Annotated in this window: 16 protein-coding genes and 1 tRNA gene; 4 read left to right on the top strand and 13 right to left on the bottom strand. The window is 68.5% G+C overall.

Annotated elements, in window-relative coordinates:
- Positions 1 to 16 precede the first annotated feature (16 nt).
- The 10 genes from ABD206_RS00450 to ABD206_RS00405 all read right to left on the bottom strand — a co-directional run bounded on the left by ABD206_RS00450 (position 17) and on the right by ABD206_RS00405 (position 12,863).
- Entirely contained in the window at positions 17 to 1,036 is a 1,020-nt protein-coding gene (locus ABD206_RS00450) for a sugar phosphate isomerase/epimerase family protein (protein ID WP_344067765.1), read from the bottom strand.
- Entirely contained in the window at positions 1,033 to 2,106 is a 1,074-nt protein-coding gene (locus ABD206_RS00445; protein ID WP_344067763.1) for a Gfo/Idh/MocA family protein, read from the bottom strand. The genes ABD206_RS00450 and ABD206_RS00445 overlap by 4 nt, the downstream gene beginning before the upstream one ends.
- Positions 2,103 to 3,068: a sugar phosphate isomerase/epimerase family protein gene (locus tag ABD206_RS00440; RefSeq protein ID WP_344067761.1), complete on the bottom strand. Its 966-nt coding sequence runs from the start codon at positions 3,066 to 3,068 to the stop codon at positions 2,103 to 2,105. Before ABD206_RS00440 ends, ABD206_RS00445 begins: the two co-directional genes overlap by 4 nt.
- A complete protein-coding gene (locus ABD206_RS00435; RefSeq protein WP_344067759.1) occupies positions 3,065 to 4,600 on the bottom strand; it encodes a GMC oxidoreductase in 1,536 nt (511 codons plus the stop codon). Before ABD206_RS00435 ends, ABD206_RS00440 begins: the two co-directional genes overlap by 4 nt.
- Before the next feature lie 14 nt (positions 4,601 to 4,614).
- The gene (add, locus tag ABD206_RS00430) at positions 4,615 to 5,649 is read right to left on the bottom strand and encodes an adenosine deaminase (protein WP_344067757.1); all 1,035 of its coding nucleotides are present in this window, start codon (positions 5,647 to 5,649) and stop codon (positions 4,615 to 4,617) included.
- 58 nt (positions 5,650 to 5,707) lie between these two features.
- The gene (locus tag ABD206_RS00425; protein WP_344067755.1) at positions 5,708 to 6,619 is read right to left on the bottom strand and encodes a carbohydrate ABC transporter permease; all 912 of its coding nucleotides are present in this window, start codon (positions 6,617 to 6,619) and stop codon (positions 5,708 to 5,710) included.
- Complete coding sequence (locus ABD206_RS00420; protein ID WP_344067753.1) at positions 6,616 to 7,593, bottom strand: carbohydrate ABC transporter permease; 978 nt, start codon at positions 7,591 to 7,593, stop codon at positions 6,616 to 6,618. Before ABD206_RS00420 ends, ABD206_RS00425 begins: the two co-directional genes overlap by 4 nt.
- Positions 7,594 to 7,600: 7 nt before the next feature.
- Complete coding sequence (locus ABD206_RS00415; protein WP_344067751.1) at positions 7,601 to 8,995, bottom strand: extracellular solute-binding protein; 1,395 nt, start codon at positions 8,993 to 8,995, stop codon at positions 7,601 to 7,603.
- 160 nt (positions 8,996 to 9,155) lie between these two features.
- Entirely contained in the window at positions 9,156 to 10,313 is a 1,158-nt protein-coding gene (locus ABD206_RS00410) for an ROK family transcriptional regulator (RefSeq protein ID WP_344067749.1), read from the bottom strand.
- A gap of 153 nt (positions 10,314 to 10,466) precedes the next feature.
- The gene (locus ABD206_RS00405; RefSeq protein WP_344067747.1) at positions 10,467 to 12,863 is read right to left on the bottom strand and encodes an ATP-dependent helicase; all 2,397 of its coding nucleotides are present in this window, start codon (positions 12,861 to 12,863) and stop codon (positions 10,467 to 10,469) included.
- 126 nt (positions 12,864 to 12,989) lie between these two features.
- Between ABD206_RS00405 and ABD206_RS00400 the strand changes: the two genes are divergently transcribed.
- The gene (locus tag ABD206_RS00400) at positions 12,990 to 13,364 is read left to right on the top strand and encodes a YccF domain-containing protein (RefSeq protein ID WP_344067745.1); all 375 of its coding nucleotides are present in this window, start codon (positions 12,990 to 12,992) and stop codon (positions 13,362 to 13,364) included.
- 246 nt (positions 13,365 to 13,610) lie between these two features.
- Positions 13,611 to 13,683, top strand: a tRNA-Met gene (locus ABD206_RS00395).
- A gap of 262 nt (positions 13,684 to 13,945) precedes the next feature.
- On the opposite strand, the gene ABD206_RS00390 is transcribed toward ABD206_RS00395, so the two are convergent.
- The gene (locus ABD206_RS00390; protein ID WP_344067743.1) at positions 13,946 to 14,542 is read right to left on the bottom strand and encodes a TetR/AcrR family transcriptional regulator; all 597 of its coding nucleotides are present in this window, start codon (positions 14,540 to 14,542) and stop codon (positions 13,946 to 13,948) included.
- A gap of 62 nt (positions 14,543 to 14,604) precedes the next feature.
- Between ABD206_RS00390 and ABD206_RS00385 the strand changes: the two genes are divergently transcribed.
- On the top strand, positions 14,605 to 15,534 hold the full coding sequence (locus ABD206_RS00385; RefSeq protein WP_344067741.1) for an NAD-dependent epimerase/dehydratase family protein: 930 nt from the start codon (positions 14,605 to 14,607) through the stop codon (positions 15,532 to 15,534).
- Positions 15,535 to 15,557: 23 nt separating this feature from the next.
- On the opposite strand, the gene ABD206_RS00380 is transcribed toward ABD206_RS00385, so the two are convergent.
- Positions 15,558 to 17,120 (bottom strand): sensor histidine kinase, encoded by a 1,563-nt coding sequence (locus ABD206_RS00380; protein WP_344067739.1) that lies wholly within the window; start codon positions 17,118 to 17,120, stop codon positions 15,558 to 15,560.
- A gap of 270 nt (positions 17,121 to 17,390) precedes the next feature.
- Here ABD206_RS00380 and ABD206_RS00375 point away from each other — a divergent pair, with 270 nt between their 5' ends.
- A complete protein-coding gene (locus ABD206_RS00375) occupies positions 17,391 to 18,287 on the top strand; it encodes a Bax inhibitor-1/YccA family protein (RefSeq protein ID WP_344067737.1) in 897 nt (298 codons plus the stop codon).
- Positions 18,288 to 18,362: 75 nt separating this feature from the next.
- On the opposite strand, the gene guaA is transcribed toward ABD206_RS00375, so the two are convergent.
- Positions 18,363 to 19,946, bottom strand: a complete 1,584-nt coding sequence (gene guaA, locus ABD206_RS00370; RefSeq protein ID WP_344067735.1) for a glutamine-hydrolyzing GMP synthase — start codon at positions 19,944 to 19,946, stop codon at positions 18,363 to 18,365.
- Positions 19,947 to 19,972 lie beyond the last annotated feature (26 nt).

Here is a 19,972-nt window from a genome sequence, read left to right as displayed (position 1 = left end):
GGTCGAAGGTCCCCGCTCAGCGCCCGTCGGCGAAGGCGGCGTCGAACGGGCGGTCCGGGAGCGGCCACAGCAGCGAGCGCACGAAGCCCACGGCCTCGGCGGCGCCGTGCCGGCGATCCATGCCCGCGTCTTCCCACTCCACCGAGATGGGGCCGGTGTAGCCGATCGCCTGAAGAGCGCGGAAGGCGTCCTCCCAAGGGATGTCGCCGCGACCCATCGAGACGAAGTCCCACCCGCGACGGGGGTCAGCCCACGGCAGGTGGGAGCTCAGACGCCCCGCGCGTCCGCCGCCCATGCGAAGGCGGGTGTCCTTGCAGTCGACGTGGTAGATCCGGTCCTGGAAATCCCAGATGAATCCGACCGGGTCGATGTCCTGCCACACCATGTGCGAGGGGTCCCAGTTGAACCCGAACGCCGCTCGGCGATCGACCGCCTCGAGCGTGCGCACGCTCGTCCAGTAGTCGTAGGCGATCTCGCTCGGGTGCACCTCGTGGGCGAAGCGCACGCCCTCGTCGTCGAAGACGTCGAGGATCGGGTTCCAGCGGGCGGCGAAGTCCTCGTAGCCGGCATCGATGACGGATGCCGGAACCGGCGGGTACATCGCGACATACGGCCAGATCTTGGAGCCCGTGAAGCCGACGACGGTGTCCACGCCGAGCTTGCGCGCCACGCGTGCGGCCTTCTTCATGCCGTCGGCGGCGCGCTGTCGCACACCCTCCGCGTCGCCGTCGCCCCAGATGTCGGTGCGAAGGATGCCTTCGTGGCGGAAGTCGATCGGGTCGTCGCACACGGCCTGCCCGGTCGCGTGGTTCGAGATCGCGAACAGCTGGAGGCCGTGGCGGTCGAGGATCTCGAGGCGCTCGCGCACATAGGCGTCGTCCTCGTCGGCGCGCGCGACGTCCAGGTGGTCGCCCGCGCACGCGATCTCCAGGCCGTCGTACCCGGCCTCGGCCGCGAAGGCTGCGACCTCCTCGAAGGGAAGGTCCGCCCACTGCCCCGTGAACAGGGTGACAGGGGTGGTCGATGGCTCGGTCATGGGGTGTCCTCCCACTGGCCGGTGGCGGCGGATTCCAGGACAGCCTCGGTCAGTTGCACTGCGCGCACACCGTCCTCGAAGGTCGGAAGGCCGTCGGGCGCCGCCCCGGCGACGGCCGCATAGGTGTCAGCGGCGAACGCCGTGAAGGCGTCCTGGTAGCCCTGCGGGTGCCCCGCGGGGGTGCGTTCCAGCCGCGCCGCATCCGGTGCCATCTGCGCGGCATCCCGCAGAATGAGCATGCTCGCCGCACGCTTTCCGACCCACATGGTCTCGGGATGTTCCTGGTCGAAGGCGACGGAGGCGTCGCTGCCCGCGATCTCGAAGCTGAGCTGGTTCTTGCGGCCGGGGGCGACCTGCGACACCAGGAGGGACCCGATCGCTCCGCGTGAGAACTCGACGGTCAGGGCGATCGACTGCTCTCCGGCCGAGACGGCGCGGGGGACTCGGCCCGGCCCGACCGTGCGCGCCGTCGCGACCAGGCGCACGATGCGGTCGCCGGTCACGAACTCCAGCAGATCCACCAGGTGCGATCCGACGTCGGCGAAGGTCACCGATCGGCCGCCGTCGACGGGGTTCAGTCGCCAGGCATCCGCGGGTGCCGACAGCAGCCAGTCCTGCAGGTAGGCGCCTCGCACGGTGATGACCGGACCGATCTCCCCCGCGGCGATGCGGGCGCGTGCGTCGCGCACGAGCGGGTGGAAGCGGTAGACGAACGGCACGGTCGCGACCTGTCCGGCCGCTGCGTCGGCGAGCGCGCGGGCGGAGGCGAGGCTCGTGGTCAGCGGCTTCTCGCAGACGACGGGGAGTCCGGCATCCAGCACCGCGAGCGCCTGCGGCGCGTGCAGGCGGTTCGGGGTCGTGATGTGGATGACATCCATCTCTCCCGAGGCGAGCATCTCGTCGAGGGTTGCGAACCCGCGGTCGATCCCCAGTTCCTCGGCGGCCGTGCTCCCACGCTCGGGCGTGGAAGCGACGATCCCGGTAACTCGGGCACCGGCGGCGCGGGCGGCCCGGGCATGGACGGCGCCCATGAAGCCGGCGCCGACGATTCCGATGCGAAGCGCGCTCATGCGGCGCGGAAGGTCGCGTCCGCCCACTGGGCGCAGCGGACTGCGGAGTCGTACGGGTCGAGCATCGTCAGGTCTTGCTCGACGATGACCCAGCCGTCCCAGCCTTCGGGCAGCCGCGAGAGGATGCCGACGAGGTCCAGGTCACCGTCGCCCGGCTCGGTGAACAGGCCGCGGCTGGGGCCCCACGCGTAGTGGGTCGGAGTCGCGCGGCTGAGAGCGGCGACCTCGAGGTTCAGATCCTTGACGTGCAGGTCGATGACACGGTCCGCGTGGCGGGCGATGACCTCGCCCGCATCCTCGCCGAGCCACGCGATGTGGCCGATGTCGAAGGACGCGCCCATCCGCTCGGGCGCGATCGCGCCGAGGACGTAGTCGATCTCGGCGACGGTCTCGACCCACGAGCCGATGTGGTTGTGAAGGCCCGCGCGCACGCCTTCGGCGGCGAGGACGTCGGATGCCTCGCCCAGCGCCTCGGTGACCCGCTCCAGCCGCGCCTGGTCGAAGCCGGCGCCGACGGCGGTGGCCTCCAGGGTCCGGACATCCCAGGGGTGCCAGGTCAGCGCGGGCGCGAGGAAGATCGTGTCCAGTCCGAAGTAGGCCGACTCCTCCGCCGCCCGGCGGATGCCGTCGAACAGGTGCACGCGCTCGGCGGTGCCTGTCGCGGGAAGCTCCGGCGGCACGTCGATCGCCGCGTAGCCCGGCGCGAGCGCGAGGCCCGCGGCATCCACCATGCGGCCGAAGTCCTGCAGGGTCTGGGTCTCGAGCACCCCGAGCATGACGGTGTCCCAGCCCGCGCGCTTCACATCCATGAGGATGCCGGGATAGTCGGCACGGAAGGCCGGGTCGGCGATCAGCCATAGGTCGGCGCTGTCCGGATCGCTCGGGTCGGCCTTGCGGCTGAACCACTGGATGGGGTTCAGCGCGACCTTCGACCGCGGGATGGTCAGCGGCGTGGCGGTCATGCGCACACCTCCTCGGCGGCGGCAGCGGCCAGCGCCGGGTGGACGACGACCGCCTCGGCGGCGCGGACGGCCGTGACGGTGCCGGTGAGCGTCGAGTTGCACACGAGCGCGGTCGGCACGACGCCGTTGCCGGCGACGAAGAGGTTGTCGAACCCCCAGACGAGGCCGGAGTGGTCGCACACGCTCGTCCCGTCGTCGCTGTCTCCGGCGCGAACGGTGCCGGTGTAGTGCAGCGAGGATCCGGCGGGCAGCACCTGCGAGTCGGTCTCACGGTTCCACTCGCCAAGCCGCTCGGCGATCCCGGCCATGAAGTCACCCGCCTGTTCGATGAGGGCGAGGTCGGCTTCCGACCACGAGAATTCGGCGCGCATCACGGGCATGCCGGCGATGTCGCGGTCCTCGTCGCTGAAGACGATCCGGTTCTCGGCGCGCACCTCGGTGGGGACGTAGACCGAGACGCCGACGCCGTAGGCGAGCGGATTCGCGTCATCGTCGATGTAGGTGCGGTTCATGACCTGGCACTGGTAGGGCAGGGCGGGCGAGTTGACCGGCACCCAGAGCGAATCGCTGACGGTCTCGCCGTCGCGGTAGCCGGGGAGCTCCTCGAGAGCGATGCCGAAGCGGTCGAGGTCGAGCAGGACGCGGTTGGTGACGAAAGCGTGCTCGTTGAGGTGGGTGCCGAGGGCGGCGGGACGGATGCCGGAGGCCCAGAGCAGCTGCGGGCTGCGCAGCGCGTCGGCGGCGACGACCACCACGGCCGCGGCGATCTCGGTCACCTCGCCTGTCGTGATGTCCTTGGTGCGCGCGCCGCGGACGGTCGCACCGTCGTGGACGAGCTCGGTGACGATCTGCCCCGACACGAGCGTGAAGTGCTCGTCGCCGCCGACCTCGATGGGAGGGAAGATCACGGCCGGGCCCGTGCGCACCAGACGCCCGTCGACGTCCCTGACCGCCATGGGCATCGCCTGTGGCAGGCGGCCGGGGGCAGCCATGTGCCCCAGGTGCGCGGTGAGGGCGTCCAGCACGTGCTGTCCGGCAGTGGTGGGACCGATCGGCGAGGCCGTCACGCGCAGCACATCGCGGGCGATCTCGAGGTCACGGTCCCACCGGTCCGGGTCGCCGAAGCGCTCGGCCTCTTCGGGCCACGGGGTCGCCGCGGTCCAGTGGACTCCCATTCCACCGACGTTCCAGCCGACGGCGGCGCCGGGCAGCTGCGCACTGTCGTGACCGAGCGCGGCGATGCGGTGCATCCCCGGCTCGAGGTCCGACAGCGCGGTGGCACGCTCGGTCGCCGGCTGATCGGCGGCGTAGAGCCCCTGAATCCCGATCGAGACCTTCTCGTTGTACTGCTCCCAGAGCTCGGGGTCCTTGGTCTCGTGCAGGTGGTGTCCCGAGCCGTCGGCGATGGCGGGACCCGCGTCGACGATCGTGATCTGCGCCTCGGGGCGCTCGGCGCGCACCAGGGCCGCGACGGCGGCACCCATGATGCCGCCGCCGACGATGAGCACGTCGGTGTATTCAGGGGGGGTCATGCTGTGTGTCTCTCCTATCGCAGCGCCGACAGCGCGAGGATCTGCGCGTCGACGTCGGCCAGCATGCGATCGCGCTGCGCGCTGTCGCACCAGGACGCTTCGAACCCGGCCCGCGCGATCCGCGCGGTCTGGGCGTCGTCCAGTCCCATCGCCGGAAGGGCGTGGGTGTATTCGCGGCCGATGTCGGTCTTGAAGAAGACCGCGTCATCGGTCGCCAAGGTCACGGGAAGGCCCGCACGCACCATCTGGGCGATGCGGTGCTCGGGGGTGAACTCCCACGCCGAGAGCATGTGGGTCGAGTGGGGCGTGCACGTGAAGGGCACCCCGGATGCCACGGCGCAAGCGAGCGCATCCGCGTCATCCACCACGCGGTAGCCGTGGTCGATGCGGTCGACACCGAGGGTCTCGATCGCGTCGACGACGTTCTGCGGCGAGGCGTTGAGGGTCTCCCCCACGTGCGCCGAGGTCTTCAGCCCGTGCCGCTGGGCCAGCTCGTACGCCTCGCGGAACCGCAGCGGGTCCTCCGTGAACTCGGGCGTCAGGTCGTCCATGCCGATCCCGACGACCACGTCGCGCGGGTGGGCGATGACCGTCTCGACCATCTTCACCGCGGTCTCGGGCGAGAGGGAGCGGTTGATGGCGGCGACGATCCGGAATCCGACGCCGAAGTCCCGCTCCGCCTGCGTCAGTCCGTCTGTCATCGCATCGATCAGGCTCGGGTAGTCGATGCCGCGGGGCGCGAAGTTGTCGGGGTTGATGAAGTACTCGCGGTAGCGGAGGTTCCCGTCGCGCACGCCGTCCTCGACGCCCTCGTATGCGACGCGGGCGATCTCGTCGCCGGTCGTGAGGGCCAGGTGGGCGGCGTTGAAGACATCCAGGAAGTCGGGCAGACCCTCGTAGTCCAGGAGCGCGTCCAGGTCGTCGGTCTTCAGCTCGATCTTGTGCGTCGAGGCGAGCTCGACGAGGGTCGGGACCCGCATGACCGAGACGAAGTGGCAGTGCAGCTCGGCTTTGGGGAGCAGGCGCAGGTAGTCGTGGGTGCTCAGCATGATGTCTCCTGTTCGGGAAGCGTGGTGCTCCCCATCGTGGAGGTCGCGGAAGTCGGGCTCATTTCAGAGCACCCCCCGTGATGCCGGCGACGAAGTAGCGCTGCAGGGCAATGAGGATCACCAGCGGCGGCAGCACCGAGATAAGTGCGCCGGCGGCCGTCACGTTGGTGCCGTTCGAGGTGATCTGCTGGGCGATGCCGGCCAGCTCGAGGGTGATCGGCGTGGTCGAGCCCGACACGCCGACGAAGATGAGCGGGGTGAGCAGGTCGTTCCACGACCACATGAACTGCAGGATCGCGAGCGACACGAGGATGGGCGCCGACAGGGGCAGCACGATGCGCAGGAAGATCCGCAGCTCCGAGGCGCCGTCCACGGATGCCGCCTCGAACAGCTCTCCCGGGATCGTGTACATGTAGCCGCGCATCAGATAGATGCCGAACGGCAGCGTGTAGAACACCTGGAAGATCCACACCGCGGCGGGAGTCCCCGTGATGCCGAGGAACGAGAACAGCTGGATCAGCGGGCTGAACGAGACCTGCGGGGGCACGGCCAGCAGCGCCACCAGGATGCCGAACACGATGATGCTGCCCTTGAAGGTCCATCGAGAGAGGACGTATCCGCCGTAGGCCGAGAGCAGCACCGTGATCGCCGTGGCGGGCAGCGCGAAGGAGAGCGTCGCCAGGATCGTGGTGTCCAGGCGCAGGGTGTCCGCTGCCGTCGCATAGTTCTCGAGCGTGATGAGCGGCTGGGCGAAGATCGTCCACCACCCGCTGGCCGCCGAGTCAGGCGTCGTGCGCAGCGACATCGCGATCATCTCGAGGATCGGCGTGAACCAGAACAGCGTGACGACCAGGACGGCGATGTGCAGCAGGATGCGGCCGAGGCGGGCGCGCGCACCGCGGCGGCGACGGCCTGCTCGAGAGGCGTGCGCGGCGAGGGTGTTCTCGCCGTGGAAGGCGGTGGCGCTCATATGTGGATCTCCCGTCGCGCGTGCCGGACGTTGAACCACACGATCGGCAGGGACAGCACGAGCAGCAGGATCGCGAGGGCGCTGGCCTGTCCGACGTGGTTGGGGAACTGGAACAGCTGGGTGAACATCTCGTTGGCCACGACGTCTGTGCCGCCGTTGCCGTTCGTCATGACGTAGACGATGTCGAAGACCTTGATCGCTTGGATCACCTGCGTCGTGATGACGGTGACCATGCTCGGCCAGATGATGGGGAGGACGATGGTGAAGAACACGCGGAACTCGCTCGCACCGTCCAGGCGCGCGGCCTCGAGGTATTCCGAGGGGACCGCCTTGACGGCGGCCGACAGGATGAGGACGGCGACGCCGAGCCCGGCCCAGACGCCGACGACCACGAGCGCGAGGGTGTTGAGCCACTGCGCATCGCTCGGGGGGCGCGCCGTCCAGGCGACCGGGGCGAGCCCCACGGCCTGGAGGATCGCATTGAACAGGCCGAACTGGGTGCGACCTTCGGGCGACCAGGAGTACAGCAGTCGCCAGGCGATGCCGGCCGCCGTGAGGGAGATGGCCGTGGGGAGCACGAGCATGGTGCGGGCGACGAGCTCGTACTTGACCCGGTCGATCATGACCGCCATGACGGTGCCGATGACGACGATGCCCAGCGGCATCGCGACGATCCAGATCGCGTTGTTGAGGAAGATGGGGAGGACGTCGCTGCCGAGCGCCCAGAGATAGTTGTCGAGCCCGCTCCAGGCCGAGGCATCCGCGCTGCGGAAGCTCAGGACGAACGTGGCCACCGCGGGGTAGATCAGCACGGCGAGCAGCCCGATGAGGATCGGCGCGAGCCAGAACCAGGGGCGGATCCGCCGCGCGACGGTGGGCCGCGCTCGGGAGAGCAGGCGCTCACCGGCCGCCGTGAAGAAGATCACGGCGGCCGGGACGAGCACCGTCCCGATGAGGATGGACAGGACGGTCATTGGGTCATCAGCCCTTCGAGGCCTCGATACCCGCGAGGATCTCATCCAGCGAGTCGGGGTCCTGGACGTAGGACATGATGCCCTGCAGGTAGGCCGTGTTCACGGCGGTGGCGACAGCGGATGCCGGACCCGGCGTGACGGTGTCGGCGGCGAGAAGGATCTCGGCCGAGCTGGCCATGTTGTCGTTCGGGTAGGCGCTGAGCGGCACATTGACGTTCGCGACGGTGTACTGACCGCTCGCGGCCAGGAGCGCCTGCGCCTCGGCCGATGCCCAGTACTTCATGAACGCCGAGGTGGCGTCGTCGTCGTTGAGGGCGAAGGTCACGTGACCGGCGACATCCAGCGCACCCGCGTAGTCCTCGACCGAGGCCGGGATGTCGAAGAAGTTCAGACCGGTGGGAACGACCGCGTCGGGGTTGGAGGCACCGACGATGGAGGCCGCGTAGTTGCCCCAGAGGGTCAGCTGGCAGGTCTGCGGGTCGCTGTACATGCCGTTCATGAACACGAACGCCGAGGTCGAGACGACAGCCTGCGGGCCGCCGTCGACGAGCGTGTCGGAGGTGGCGATCTTGCCGAACTCCTCGAACGCCCACTTCACCTCGTCGCTGGTCCAGGGCAGCTCACCCGAGGCCCACTCGGCGAGCTTCTCGCTGCCGAACTTCTTGACGAAGAGGTTCTCGATGAAGCCCTGCGCGGGGAAGCCCGAGCCGGCGCCGGCCTCGAGGCCCATGCACCACGGAGCGGCGTCACCGGCGGCAGCGGCCTCTTCAGACCAGGCCATCAGGTCGTCCCACGAGCCCGAGGTCGGACCTTCGTAGGTCGCGGTGTTGTAGAAGATCTGGAAGGTGTCGGCCTCGTTCCAGACGCCGTAGACGTCGCCGTCGATGGTCGCCGAGTTGAGCAGACCCTCGTTGTAGTTGGCGGCGAGCACGTCGTCGCCGATGACCTCGCTCATCGAGACCGCGTCACCGCTCGCGGCGTACTGCAGCATGAGGCCGAGTCCCTGGCCGTCGACGACGTCGGGAGCGTTACCGGCCTCGACAGCCGCCGCGACGACCGTCGCCTGGTCCGCATTGCCGACGTAGTCCACGACAGCTCCGGTGGCCTCTGCGAACGGGGCCATCGCGTTGATGAACGCGTCGGCCTCGGTGCCGGTGGTGACGCCGAGGACCTCGATCGTGGTGCCCGAGAAGTCCGCGCCGCCGGCGGCCTCTTCTGCCGCGGCGATCGCCGCGTCAACGAGGTCCTGGGGAAGACCCGAGTCGGTGCTGGTGGTCGCGGTCGGGTCGGCGTCGCTCGACGAGTCGCTCGAGGATGCGCAGCCGGCGAGCACGAGGGCGCCTGCGGTGCCGAGGACCGCCAGGCTCGCGAGGCGCGTGCGCCAGAGGTGGTGCTGAGTCATGTGAACTCCGAGGGATTGAGGGGGGTGCCAGTCGCAGTCAGCGGCCGGTGTGGTGCTCCAGCAATAATGCGCGAAGGTAGCAGTATTGGCCTACTCGGAAACCGGGAATTTACACGGCGGAAAAGTGAGCGCGGCTCACCTTTGACCTGTTATGCCCAGGTCAGGGCATGTTTCTCAGGTCGAAGATCTCGCGTTCGGCGACATCCAGCGCGAGGCGCACCGCCCCGATCAGCCCCCCGCTTCCTACGAAGCGCGCGGTACGGACACCGAAGTGCGGTGCCCCCACCGCAACGAGCTCTTCCCGAAGGATCTCCAGGACTTCGGCTTCCGCTTCGTCGAATCGGCCGGCCACGACCACCAGCGGTGGCGCGAGCAGCCAGCCGATCACACTCAGCAGCGCCGCGATGCCCGCGAGGAAGCCGCGGACATTCGCCAGCGCGTCCGCATCGCCGGCCATCGCCTGGTCGAGGATCTCCTGCGCCGCGCGCTGCTCGACTTCTTCCGGCGAGGAGACCCCACCCAGGGGATGCTCTCGCCACCGGGCGATATCCACACCGCGGATACGGATGAGCTCACCGGCGCTGCCCTCGAAGCCGCGGTGGATGCTCCCTCCCAGAAACAAGCTCGCGCTCAGGCGAGCACCCGGGATGAGGTAGACGAAGGTCTCGGTGCCGTCGGCCGCCCCCGTCCAATGCTCGGCGAGCGCCGAGAGGTTGGTGTCGTTCTCCGCGATGACCGGGACCTCGAATGCCTCGCGGAAGGGCGCACACAGGTCGACTCCTGCCCATGCCTCGACCACGGCGGGCGTCACCATCACCCCTTCGTCGGAGATGCGACCACCGAGGCTGAGCACGATCGCACGCACGGATTCGGTACCCACTCGAGCCGATCGCAACGTCCCTCGCGCAACCTCGACTGCCTGCGCCAGCGTCGCCGCGGGGTCATCGAACCGCGCAGTCGGCTCCTCGGCGCGGGCGACCTCCTCGCCCCGGATGTCGGCGACGACGGTATGGACGCGAAACTCGTCGAAATGGACGGCGACCACAACCGCTCGAGTCGAGACGAGCGCGAAGTACTTCCGCGGCCGGCCACGACCCGCGGCGCCGTCGGGCGAGTCGACCTCGGTCACCCAACCGGCGTGCTGAAGCGCGGCGACGATCAACTCGAGCGTGCGACGCGAAAGCCCGGTGGCCTCCACCAGATCCGCAGAGGTGAGCGGCTCCGACTGGGCGAGGAACGCCCGCAGCACGCTGGCCGTGTTCACACGTCGCATGCCGGTCTGGTCAATGCCCTCCGACGGCGCGACAGGACCGCTCATGCCGGCACGACCCCGGTGAACATGAGCTCAACATCCGCGGCGAACTCCACGCTCACATCCCCCGGTACTTCGACAGCTCTGCTGTTCACCGTACCGCGGCGGTGCGCTGAGAGGTCTCTCGCCGAGTCCGATCGCACTGCAGCGGCGGCGATGCTAGAGCTTGGTGATGGGTGCGATCTTGATGAGGAGCTTCTTGGTGGCGCCGTCGTCGAAGCGCACGTGCGCCACGCGCTTCGCACCTTCGCCGGTGACGGCATCCACCCGCCCCTCGCCGAAGTCGTCGTGCCGGATGCGGTCACCCGTTGCCAGCTCCATGTCGCCGTTGTCGCGCACCTTCGCCGGGATCCTGTTGGCGATCTTGTCGATCGAAGTGCCCTTGGGGACGAGGTCGCCGCCATAGCGGTTCGAGCCGCCGCGACTCCCCCAGCCACCCGACTGCCCGCCGCGCCCGGGGCGGGCGTTCAACGCGCGCGACTGCATGCCACCGCGGGAGTTGACATCGCCCGGAGACTGCCGCCAGTCAATGAGCGGCGCCGGGATCTCCTGCAGGAAGCGGCTGGGCATCGCGACCGAGACCTCACCGAACTGGGCGCGGGTCATCGCGAGCGTGAGATACAAGCGCTGCCGCGCGCGGGTCACTCCGACATAGAACAGGCGGCGCTCCTCCTGCGGACCACCGGGCTCTCCGGCCGAGATGCGGTGCGGGATGAGGTCTTCTTCGACACCGGTGAGGAACACCGTGTCATATTCGAGCCCCTTGGCCGTGTGCATCGTCATGAGGGAGACCGATCCGGTCGCGTCGTCCAGATCGTCGGCGTCGGCGACGAGTGCGACCTCGCCGAGGAAGTCGATGACCGTGCCGTCGGGGTTGTTGCGCGCGAACTCGCGGGCGACCGCGACCAGCTCGTCGAGGTTCTCGACGCGCGCCTCATCCTGCGGGTCCTTGCTCGCCCGCAGAGCGTCGAGGTATCCCGACTTCGACAGCAGCAGCTGCAGTCCTTCGGCGACGGCTGTCGGTGGGGCGAGTTCACCCGAGGCGGGGAGCATCTTCTCGGTCGCCTCGACCAGCACCGCATCCAGGTGCGCGATCGCCGCCTGGATCTTGGGGCCGACCCCGAGGGCGGAAGCGTTGGCCAGGGCGTCGCGGAAGGTGATCTGCTGGTCCGCGGCGTAGCGGGCGATCGCCGTCTCGGTGACGTCCCCGATGCCGCGGCGCGGCTTGTTCAGGATGCGACGCACGGCCATCTCGTCGGCGGGGTTGGCGACCGCGATGAGGTAGGCGAGGGCATCCTTGATCTCGGCGCGCTCGTAGAACTTCGTGCCGCCCATGATCTTGTACGGCACCGCGGCGCGGATGAAGATCTCCTCGAGCGCACGCGACTGCGAGTTGGTGCGGTAGAACACCGCAATCTCGGCGTAGTCGACATCGGCCTTCCGCAGCCGCTCGATCTCGTCGGCGATGAACTGGGCCTCGTCGTGCTGCGAGTAGCCGGTGAAGCCGACGATCTTCTCGCCGTCCCCGGAGTCGGTCCACAGCTTCTTGTCCTTGCGGTCGAAGTTGTGGCCGATGACGGCATTCGCCGCCGACAGGATGTTCTGGGTCGAACGGTAGTTCTGCTCGAGCAGCACGACCTTCGCCCCCGGGAAGTCGCGCTCGAACTCGCTGATGTTGCGGATGTCGGCGCCGCGGAAGGCGTAGATCGACTGGTCGGAGTCGCCGACGACGGTGAGCGATGCGCCTTCGAGCAGCGGGTCCTTCTCCGGCTCGAAGATCATCATGCCGCCGACGGAATACGGATCGGACTCCCCTGCGCCGACGGGCCGCGTCAGCTCGTGGATGAGCGCGTACTGGGCGTGGTTGGTGTCCTGGTACTCGTCGACGAGGATGTGCCGGAAGCGGCGGCGGTAGACATCCGCGACCTTCGGGAACGCGCGGAACAGGTAGACCGTCTGGGCGATGAGGTCGTCGAAGTCGAACGCGTTCGCCTTCTGCAGCCCGCGCTGGTAGTCGGCGAAGATCTCTACGAACAGCCGCTCGGCGGGGTCGCTCATGTTCGCCTGGCGCGCGTAGGACTCGGCGTCGGCGAGCTCGTTCTTGAGCTTGGAGATCCGGCTCTGCACGCCCGCCGGCGTGAAGCCGAAGGCATCCCCGTCGTGGTCGCGGACAAGGCGCTTGATCAAGGCACGTGAGTCGCCCGAGTCGTAGATCGTGAACGCCTTCGTGAAGCCGAAGTTCTCGGCCTCACGGCGCAGGATCCGCACACACGCGGAGTGGAAGGTCGAGATCCACATACCGCGCGCGTTCTCGCCCACGATCTGCTCGACGCGCTCGCGCATTTCGCCGGCGGCCTTGTTCGTGAAGGTGATGGCGAGGATCTGGCTCGGATATGCCTCCCGGCTGTGCAGCAGCGAGGCGATCCGGTGGGTGAGCACCCGAGTCTTGCCGGACCCCGCTCCCGCGACGATCAGCAGCGCGGGTCCGCGGTAGGTGACGGCCTCGCGCTGCGGCGGATTGAGTCCCTCAAGCAGTGCGTTCTCAGCCCGGTCCATAGCCCGACAAGTCTAGGCGCGACATCCGACACCGCACCGTCGGCGATGCCTGCCCCGCGGCCACCAGCCCCACCGCGGCCGCACCGCGCACGGCCTTCCCTCAGCAGCACCCGCCAGACTGGGGTCATGCGCACAGTGCTCAACATCATCTGGCTCGTCCTGTCCGGCTTCTGGATGTTCCTCGGCTACATGGTCGCGGGCGTGGTGCTGTGCATCCTCCTCATCACGATCCCCTGGGGCATCGCGTCGTTCCGCATCGGCGTCTACACGCTGTGGCCCTTCGGCCGCACGATCGTGGACAAGCCGACCTCGGGGGTGTTCTCCTTCCTCGGCAACGTGATCTGGGTCATCCTGGCCGGCTGGTGGCTCGCCCTCGGCCACATCGTGTCGGGGATCGCGATGTGCTTGACGATCATCGGCATCCCCATGGGCATCGCGAGCTTCAAGCTCGTTCCGGTCTCGCTGATGCCGCTCGGCAAGGACATCGTCGACGTCCCCTGACGCGCGGCCCTCCTCAGGACGCTCTCTCGCCCCACCTCCGCGTGCCCACCTGCCGTACTCAGGCCGTGCGACGCGAGCGAGCCCAAGCTTCCGCAGAATCGCGCGGGTGCGACGCGCGCTGCGCAGCGTTCAGCCTGAGTACAGTCGGTCGGACTTCGGCGACCTGAGCGTCAACAGTCGACACACAACGTCTTCGTTGGACACAGTGAGGGTGGATGTCACACCTTCCACCTAGCGTGGGGGCATCGCGGCGATCCGGATGGTTCCGGGCACCGGCTCATACCCGGCAGCGCAGCGGGTTCGACTCCCGCCGTCGCGTCGACAGCGCGCGACACCCGAGCCACCCTGGGCTCATCGATCCGAAAGGGGCGATCCTGGCGGGCAGGTCGCGTCTCGCACGCATAAGGGGCTGGTTCGGGCGGGAGGCGCTGAGCGACGAAGAACAGCAAGCCGCCCGTGCCGCGCACGACGACACGGAGCGCGCACGCGCGGAGGCGGAGAGCGCGATCCGAGCCACGTCGGTGCAGACGCAGACCTGGTGGTTCTCGGGCTGACACGCCTCTCGCACGCTCGGTCCTCGGCTACGGCCGCCCGAACACCAGCTGAGCCGACAGCGCGCGGGCGATCCCCTCGGCGGCCTCGGGCGCGACGCTTTTGAGTGCGGGTGTCTCAACCACGAGGGTCGCAAGCCCGTGGACCTGCGCCCACAGCGCGAGAGCGGCGACATCCAACTCCTCACCCGAAAGACCCGTGCGCGCGGCGACGAAGCCGCGAACAGTCGCCGAAGCGGCGTCGCCCGCAGCAGCCAACTCGTCCTCCTCGCCGTCGGGACGACAGAGCGCACGATCGAACATCAACGTGAACTGCCGCGGATACCCGGTCGCGTAGCGGAGGTAGGCCGCCGCGATGTCACCGACGGTGGAGGCCCCATCGGCCGCGACGCGCTCGAGATCGGTCTGCAAACGACCGAACGCCCGGAGCGCTACCGCGCGCAGCAGATCCGTCCGGTCCTCAAAGTGGTTGTAGGCGGCGGTGTGGCTGACACCCGCACGTCGAGCGACCGCGCGCAACGCGACACCGTCTGCCGAGCCTTCACTCAGAAGGTCGTCGGCGGCATCCAGGAGCGCATTGCGCAGGTCTCCGTGGTGATAGCTCGCGCGTGGTTCTGATGTTGACATCGGTCATATTGTGCCCTAGCGTCGGCTCGAGAGAAGTAACCACTGGTCATATTGGAGGGGACATGTCCCACATCGTCATCGGCGCGGGCGCTCTCGGCACCGCCACGGCAATCGCACTCCGTGATGCAGGGCACCACGTCACCGTTCTCAGCCGCAGCGGAAGGCCCGCCGCCCCGGACGTGGGCTCCGCCAGCGTCGACGTGCGGGATGCGGATGCCCTCCGTGCCGCGCTGCGCGAAGCGACGACGGTCTACCAGTGCGCGATGCCGCCCTACCCTCGGTGGATCCAGGAGTTCCCCGCCCTCCAGACCGCCATCTTGGATGCCACCGCCGACGTCGGCGCCGACCTCGTCATCGGGGACAACCTGTACTCGTACGGCCGGCCCACGGGTGTCCTCGCCGAGACGAGTCCCGAAGCTCCCACGACCCGCAAGGGCCGCATGCGCAAGACAATGGCGGATGCTGCGTTGTCAGCCCATCACGAGGGCCGTCTGCGCGTCGCGCTCTGCCGTCCCTCGAACTACATCGGCCCGGGCTACGCACGCTCGGACTCGGACCTCTTTCGCCCCGCACTGGAGGGTCGTCCCCTCCAGATCCTGGGACGCTCGGATCAGCCGCACTCGTTCAGCTACGTCCCCGACGTCGGCCGCGCGATGGCAGGGCTCGGCACGAGCGAGACGGCCTGGGGCAGAGCGTGGATCGCCCCCGTCCTCGCTCCGATCACCCAGGGCGAGCTCGCGACCCTCGTCTGGCACGCTGCGGGGCAGTCGGGCACGCCACGTCTGCGGGCCTTCTCCCCCATTGCGGTGCGCGTGATCGGCGCCTTCTCACCACTCGTGCGCGAACTCGGCGAGATGATGTACGAATTCACCGAGCCGTTCGTCGCGGATTCCTCGGCGATCCGCACGGCCCTCGGCGTGGCATCCACCCCGCTCGACGAAGCCATTGCGGCGTCACTCGAAGCGGCGGCCGGAGCGAAGATCGGCGCCTGATCCCGGCGACGATCACGCCTCCGTCAGTGCGCCGGCAGCTCTAGTGTCACGGTCGTCCCGCCAGCGGAGTTGCCCGACAGCTCGACCGAAATCAGGCTGCGCGCCGCAACGGCTGCCACCAGGCTGAGCCCCAGACCGGCGCCCGGAATCGCATTCTGCTTCGCATACGGCGCGCGATAGAACCGCTCGAACGCACGCCGCCGCTCGTCCGGCGACATTCCCACACCTGAGTCGACGACCTCGATCACCGGCCCGCCCTCGCCGGCGTAGGCACGAACCTCCACGAAGCCGCCCGCGCGGGTGAACGCGATCGCGTTCTTGAGCAGCTCATAGACGATGAGCGCCAACCCGCGGGCGTTCACCTGTGCGATCATCCCGCGGGTAACCTGCACACGGACCTCGACGAGGGCTTCCTCCGCGCGCGGAGCGACCCGTTGCAACGCCTCATCGATGGCCAGCGTGATGTCGGTCGCGTCCCGGATGCTGGAGACCTTCTCGCGGTGAGCGAGCAACAGTCGCTCGATGGAGTCTCGCAGCACGGTCAACGATTCGTCGATCTGCTTCACGCGCTCGCGCAGGACGATCGGGTCCTGCTCATCGATGGCCTGATCGGTTCGCGCCATCACCACCGTGAGAGGCGTGCGCAGCTCGTGGCTCATGACCTCCAAGAACGTGTCACGCATCTCGATGGACTCGAGCAGCTCGGTCACGTCGGAGGCGCTGAAGATGGTGCCGACGCTCGGATCCTCCGGGTCGATCAGGGCGGACACGTACCGGACGGCAATCTGATCCCCGGGCGGACCTACCCACACGGTGCGCGAATTCCCCACGCCATCCGTGCCTACCCTCAATGACGCGGTGTCGACCCGCGTCGTCCGGTCGGCGCCGTACACGTGCCACGGCCGGCGCGCCGGTGTCGCCGTGCTCAGATCGACCCCGGCGCGCACAAGCTGATCGCGGGCTGCGTCGTTGAAAACCTCGAGGCGTCCGTCTCCCCCGACCACGAGGATGCCGTTCTCGGTTGCGGTGAGGATCGCCGCGAGCGTTGACGCCCGAGTATCCGACACCGCCTTTTCACGACGGAACTGCCGCCCGATGGGGACGATCGCCGCCGCGAACACCGCTCCGAGCCCCGAGTAGAGCAAGATGCCGACCACCTCGTTGGCTGCGGCGGGGAAGATGCCGAGTGTGGAGTAGACGACGAGCGGCCACGTCGATACCGCGGCGACTCCGGCGACGGTGAACGGAAGCGGAAAGGCGAAAGCGAGCCACGCCAGCGGGATCGCCATGACCAGCCCCGCCAGCGGAATCGGCTCGAAGAACGAGCCACGTTGCACGCCGAAACCGACGATGTCGGCGATGGGGATCAGGGCAATCCATGCGCTGTGGCGGCCCTGTGGACGCACGCGGACGACGACCATCGCGACCGTCGCCGCGAACACGATCATTCCCGCTGCGAGGGCGTAGCCGGGCCGCACCTCGAGCCCGTACAAGAGCGCTGCGGCGAGCAGCACAATGCCCGAGATGCCCACCATGATCTGCGGATACAGCAGGTAGCGCGGCGCGATGTACGCGTGCTTCTCCACGTTGAGACCCCCGCTTGGGTTCGGTTCCGGGATCCACTTTGCCGTGCGCGCCGCGCTCATTGCTATCCCCCACACCGTGTCACACCCGTCACGCTACCGCGCCCCGGATCGGGATCTGAAGATCCGACGGCAGACCGTGTGGCGCGGTGGCTCACGATGCGCCGCTCAAAGCCGGTTCACAGCCGGGAGCAGGGCCGTCGCCACCGCCGTCGGATATCGTTGACGAACAGCGACACCGCTGGATACCCCGACTTTGGAGTGTGACTCACCGTGGCGGCTGGAAACAACCCCGCATTCAACAACCCGGCGTTCCAGGAGAAGGGCGCCTCGCGCGCCGGCTTCGGCACGCAGACCTCGTACGCGACGACGTCGTCCGCAGCGACGGATGCCGCGGTCAACGCGCAGCTTGAGGGCGCGTACGCGGCCCCCTCGGCCGGTGCGATCGAGACCGGCCGGATGACGGTGGAGGACACCCTCCTCAAGACCGTCGGACTGTTCGCGATCCTGCTGGTGACGGCCGTCGCCGGCTGGATGTGGACGATGGCGCCCGTGACCGCGGCAAGCCCGTACCCGACAATGGTCCCTTGGATCGTCGGTGCGCTCGGCGGGTTCGTGATGGCGATGGTCGTGATCTTCGGCTCGCGCAAGAAGATCCGCCCGGCTCTCATCTGGGGCTACGCGGCCTTCGAGGGTCTGTTCGTCGGCAGCATCTCGGCCTACTTCGAGTTCATCTGGCCCGGCATCGTCGTGCAGGCCTCGCTCGCGACCCTCGCGGTGGTGGGTGTGACTCTCGCCCTGTTCGCCAGCGGCAAGGTCCGCGCCTCCAAGAAGGCCACCAAGGTCTTCATGGTTGCGATGATCGGCTACCTCGTCTTCTCGCTCATCAACCTCGTGATGGTGATGTTCGGCTTCACCGGCAGCGGCGGCCCCTTCGGCCTCTACAGCATGGAAGTGTTCGGCATCCCGCTCGGCCTCATCATCGGCGTGCTCGTGGTCATCATGGCCGCGTACTCGCTCGTGCTCGACTTCGACTCGATCCAGCAGGGTGTGCGCAACGGCGCTCCCCGCCAGTTCGCCTGGATGGGCGCCTTCGGCATCATGGTGACGGTCGTCTGGCTCTACATCGAGATCCTGCGCATCCTCGCGATCCTCCGCGGCAGCAACTGACGCACAAGACAAAGAAGCCGGGCCTGTCCTCTCGAGGACGGGCCCGGCTTCTTCTCGCTCACGCGAGTGGGAGTGTCACTCCCACTCGATGGTCCCCGGGGGCTTGGATGTGACATCCAGCACCACCCGGTTGACCTCGCGCACCTCGTTCGTGATGCGGTTGGAGATTTTCGACAGGACGTCGTAGGGCAGACGCGTCCAGTCGGCGGTCATCGCATCTTCGCTCGAGACGGGACGCAGCACGATCGGGTGGCCGTAGGTGCGGCCATCGCCCTGCACACCGACCGAACGGACGTCGGCCAACAGCACGACCGGGCACTGCCAGATCTCGGCGTCCAGGCCCGCCTTCGTCAGTTCCTCACGGGCGATGGCGTCGGCGTCACGCAGGATCTCGAGGCGGTCAGCGGTGACCTCACCCACGATGCGGATGCCAAGGCCCGGCCCCGGAAAGGGCTGACGGCCCACGATCACCTCAGGAAGCCCCAGCTCGCGACCGATCGCACGCACCTCGTCTTTGAACAGGGTGCGAAGCGGCTCGACGAGCTCGAAATCGAGGTCTTCGGGCAGGCCTCCGACGTTGTGGTGGCTCTTGATGTTGGCGGCCCCCGCGCCACCGCCGGACTCGACGACGTCCGGATAAAGCGTGCCCTGCACGAGGAATCGGATCGGCTCGCCTTCGGCCTTGGCCTCGTCGACGAGCTCGCGCTGGACGCGCTCGAAGGCGCGGATGAACTCACGGCCGATGATCTTGCGCTTCTGCTCCGGGTCGCTGACGCCGGCCAGCGCATTCAGGAACGTCTCGCGCGCATCGACGGTCACCAGGCGCACGCCGGTGGAGGCCACGTAGTCCTGCTCGACCTGCTCGCGCTCGCCCTTGCGCAGCAGCCCGTGGTCGACGAACACGGCGACGAGCTGGTCACCGACCGCCTTGTGCACGAGCGCGGTCGACACGGCCGAGTCCACGCCGCCCGACAGAGCCGAGAGAACGCGGGCGGATCCCACCTGGGCGCGGATGCGATCGACCTGCTCGGCAATGACGTTGCCGCTGTTCCAGTCGGCGGCAAGTCCCGCGGCCTTGTGCAAGAAGTTCTCGAGGATGCGCTGCCCGTGGTCGGAGTGCTTGACCTCGGGATGCCACTGCACGCCGTACATCTTGCGGGCGTCGTTTCCGAACGCGGCCACGGGGGTCGCGCCGGTGCGGGCGAGCACGTCGAAGCCGGCGGGGGCCTCGGACACCTGATCGCCGTGGCTCATCCAAACGTTTTGCTCGACGGGCTGGCCCGAGAACAGCACGCTCTGGTCATGGATGATCGACGCATCCGTCGCGCCGTACTCCCGCAGCCCCGTGTTGGCGACCACGCCGCCAAGAGCCTGGGCCATCACCTGGAAGCCGTAGCAGATGCCCAGCGTCGGGACGCCGAGATCGAACACCCCGGAATCGAGCGAAGGTGCGCCGTCCTCGTACACCGATGAGGGGCCTCCCGAGAGGATGATCCCGATCGGGTTCTTGGCGGCGATCTCCGCAGCGGTCGCGGTGTGGGGCACAAGCTCGCTGTAGACGCCGGCTTCGCGTACGCGGCGCGCGATCAGCTGCGCGTACTGCGCACCGAAGTCGACGACGAGGACGGGGCGCTGCGAGGTCTCGGTCTGTTCTGTCACCGGATGCTTTCGACGAGGGGCGGGCG

This window comes from Microbacterium sediminicola (genome assembly GCF_039531125.1).
In the GTDB taxonomy this organism is placed as follows: Bacteria; Actinomycetota; Actinomycetes; order Actinomycetales; family Microbacteriaceae; genus Microbacterium; species Microbacterium sediminicola.
This window is presented reverse-complemented; position numbering and strand designations above follow the sequence as displayed.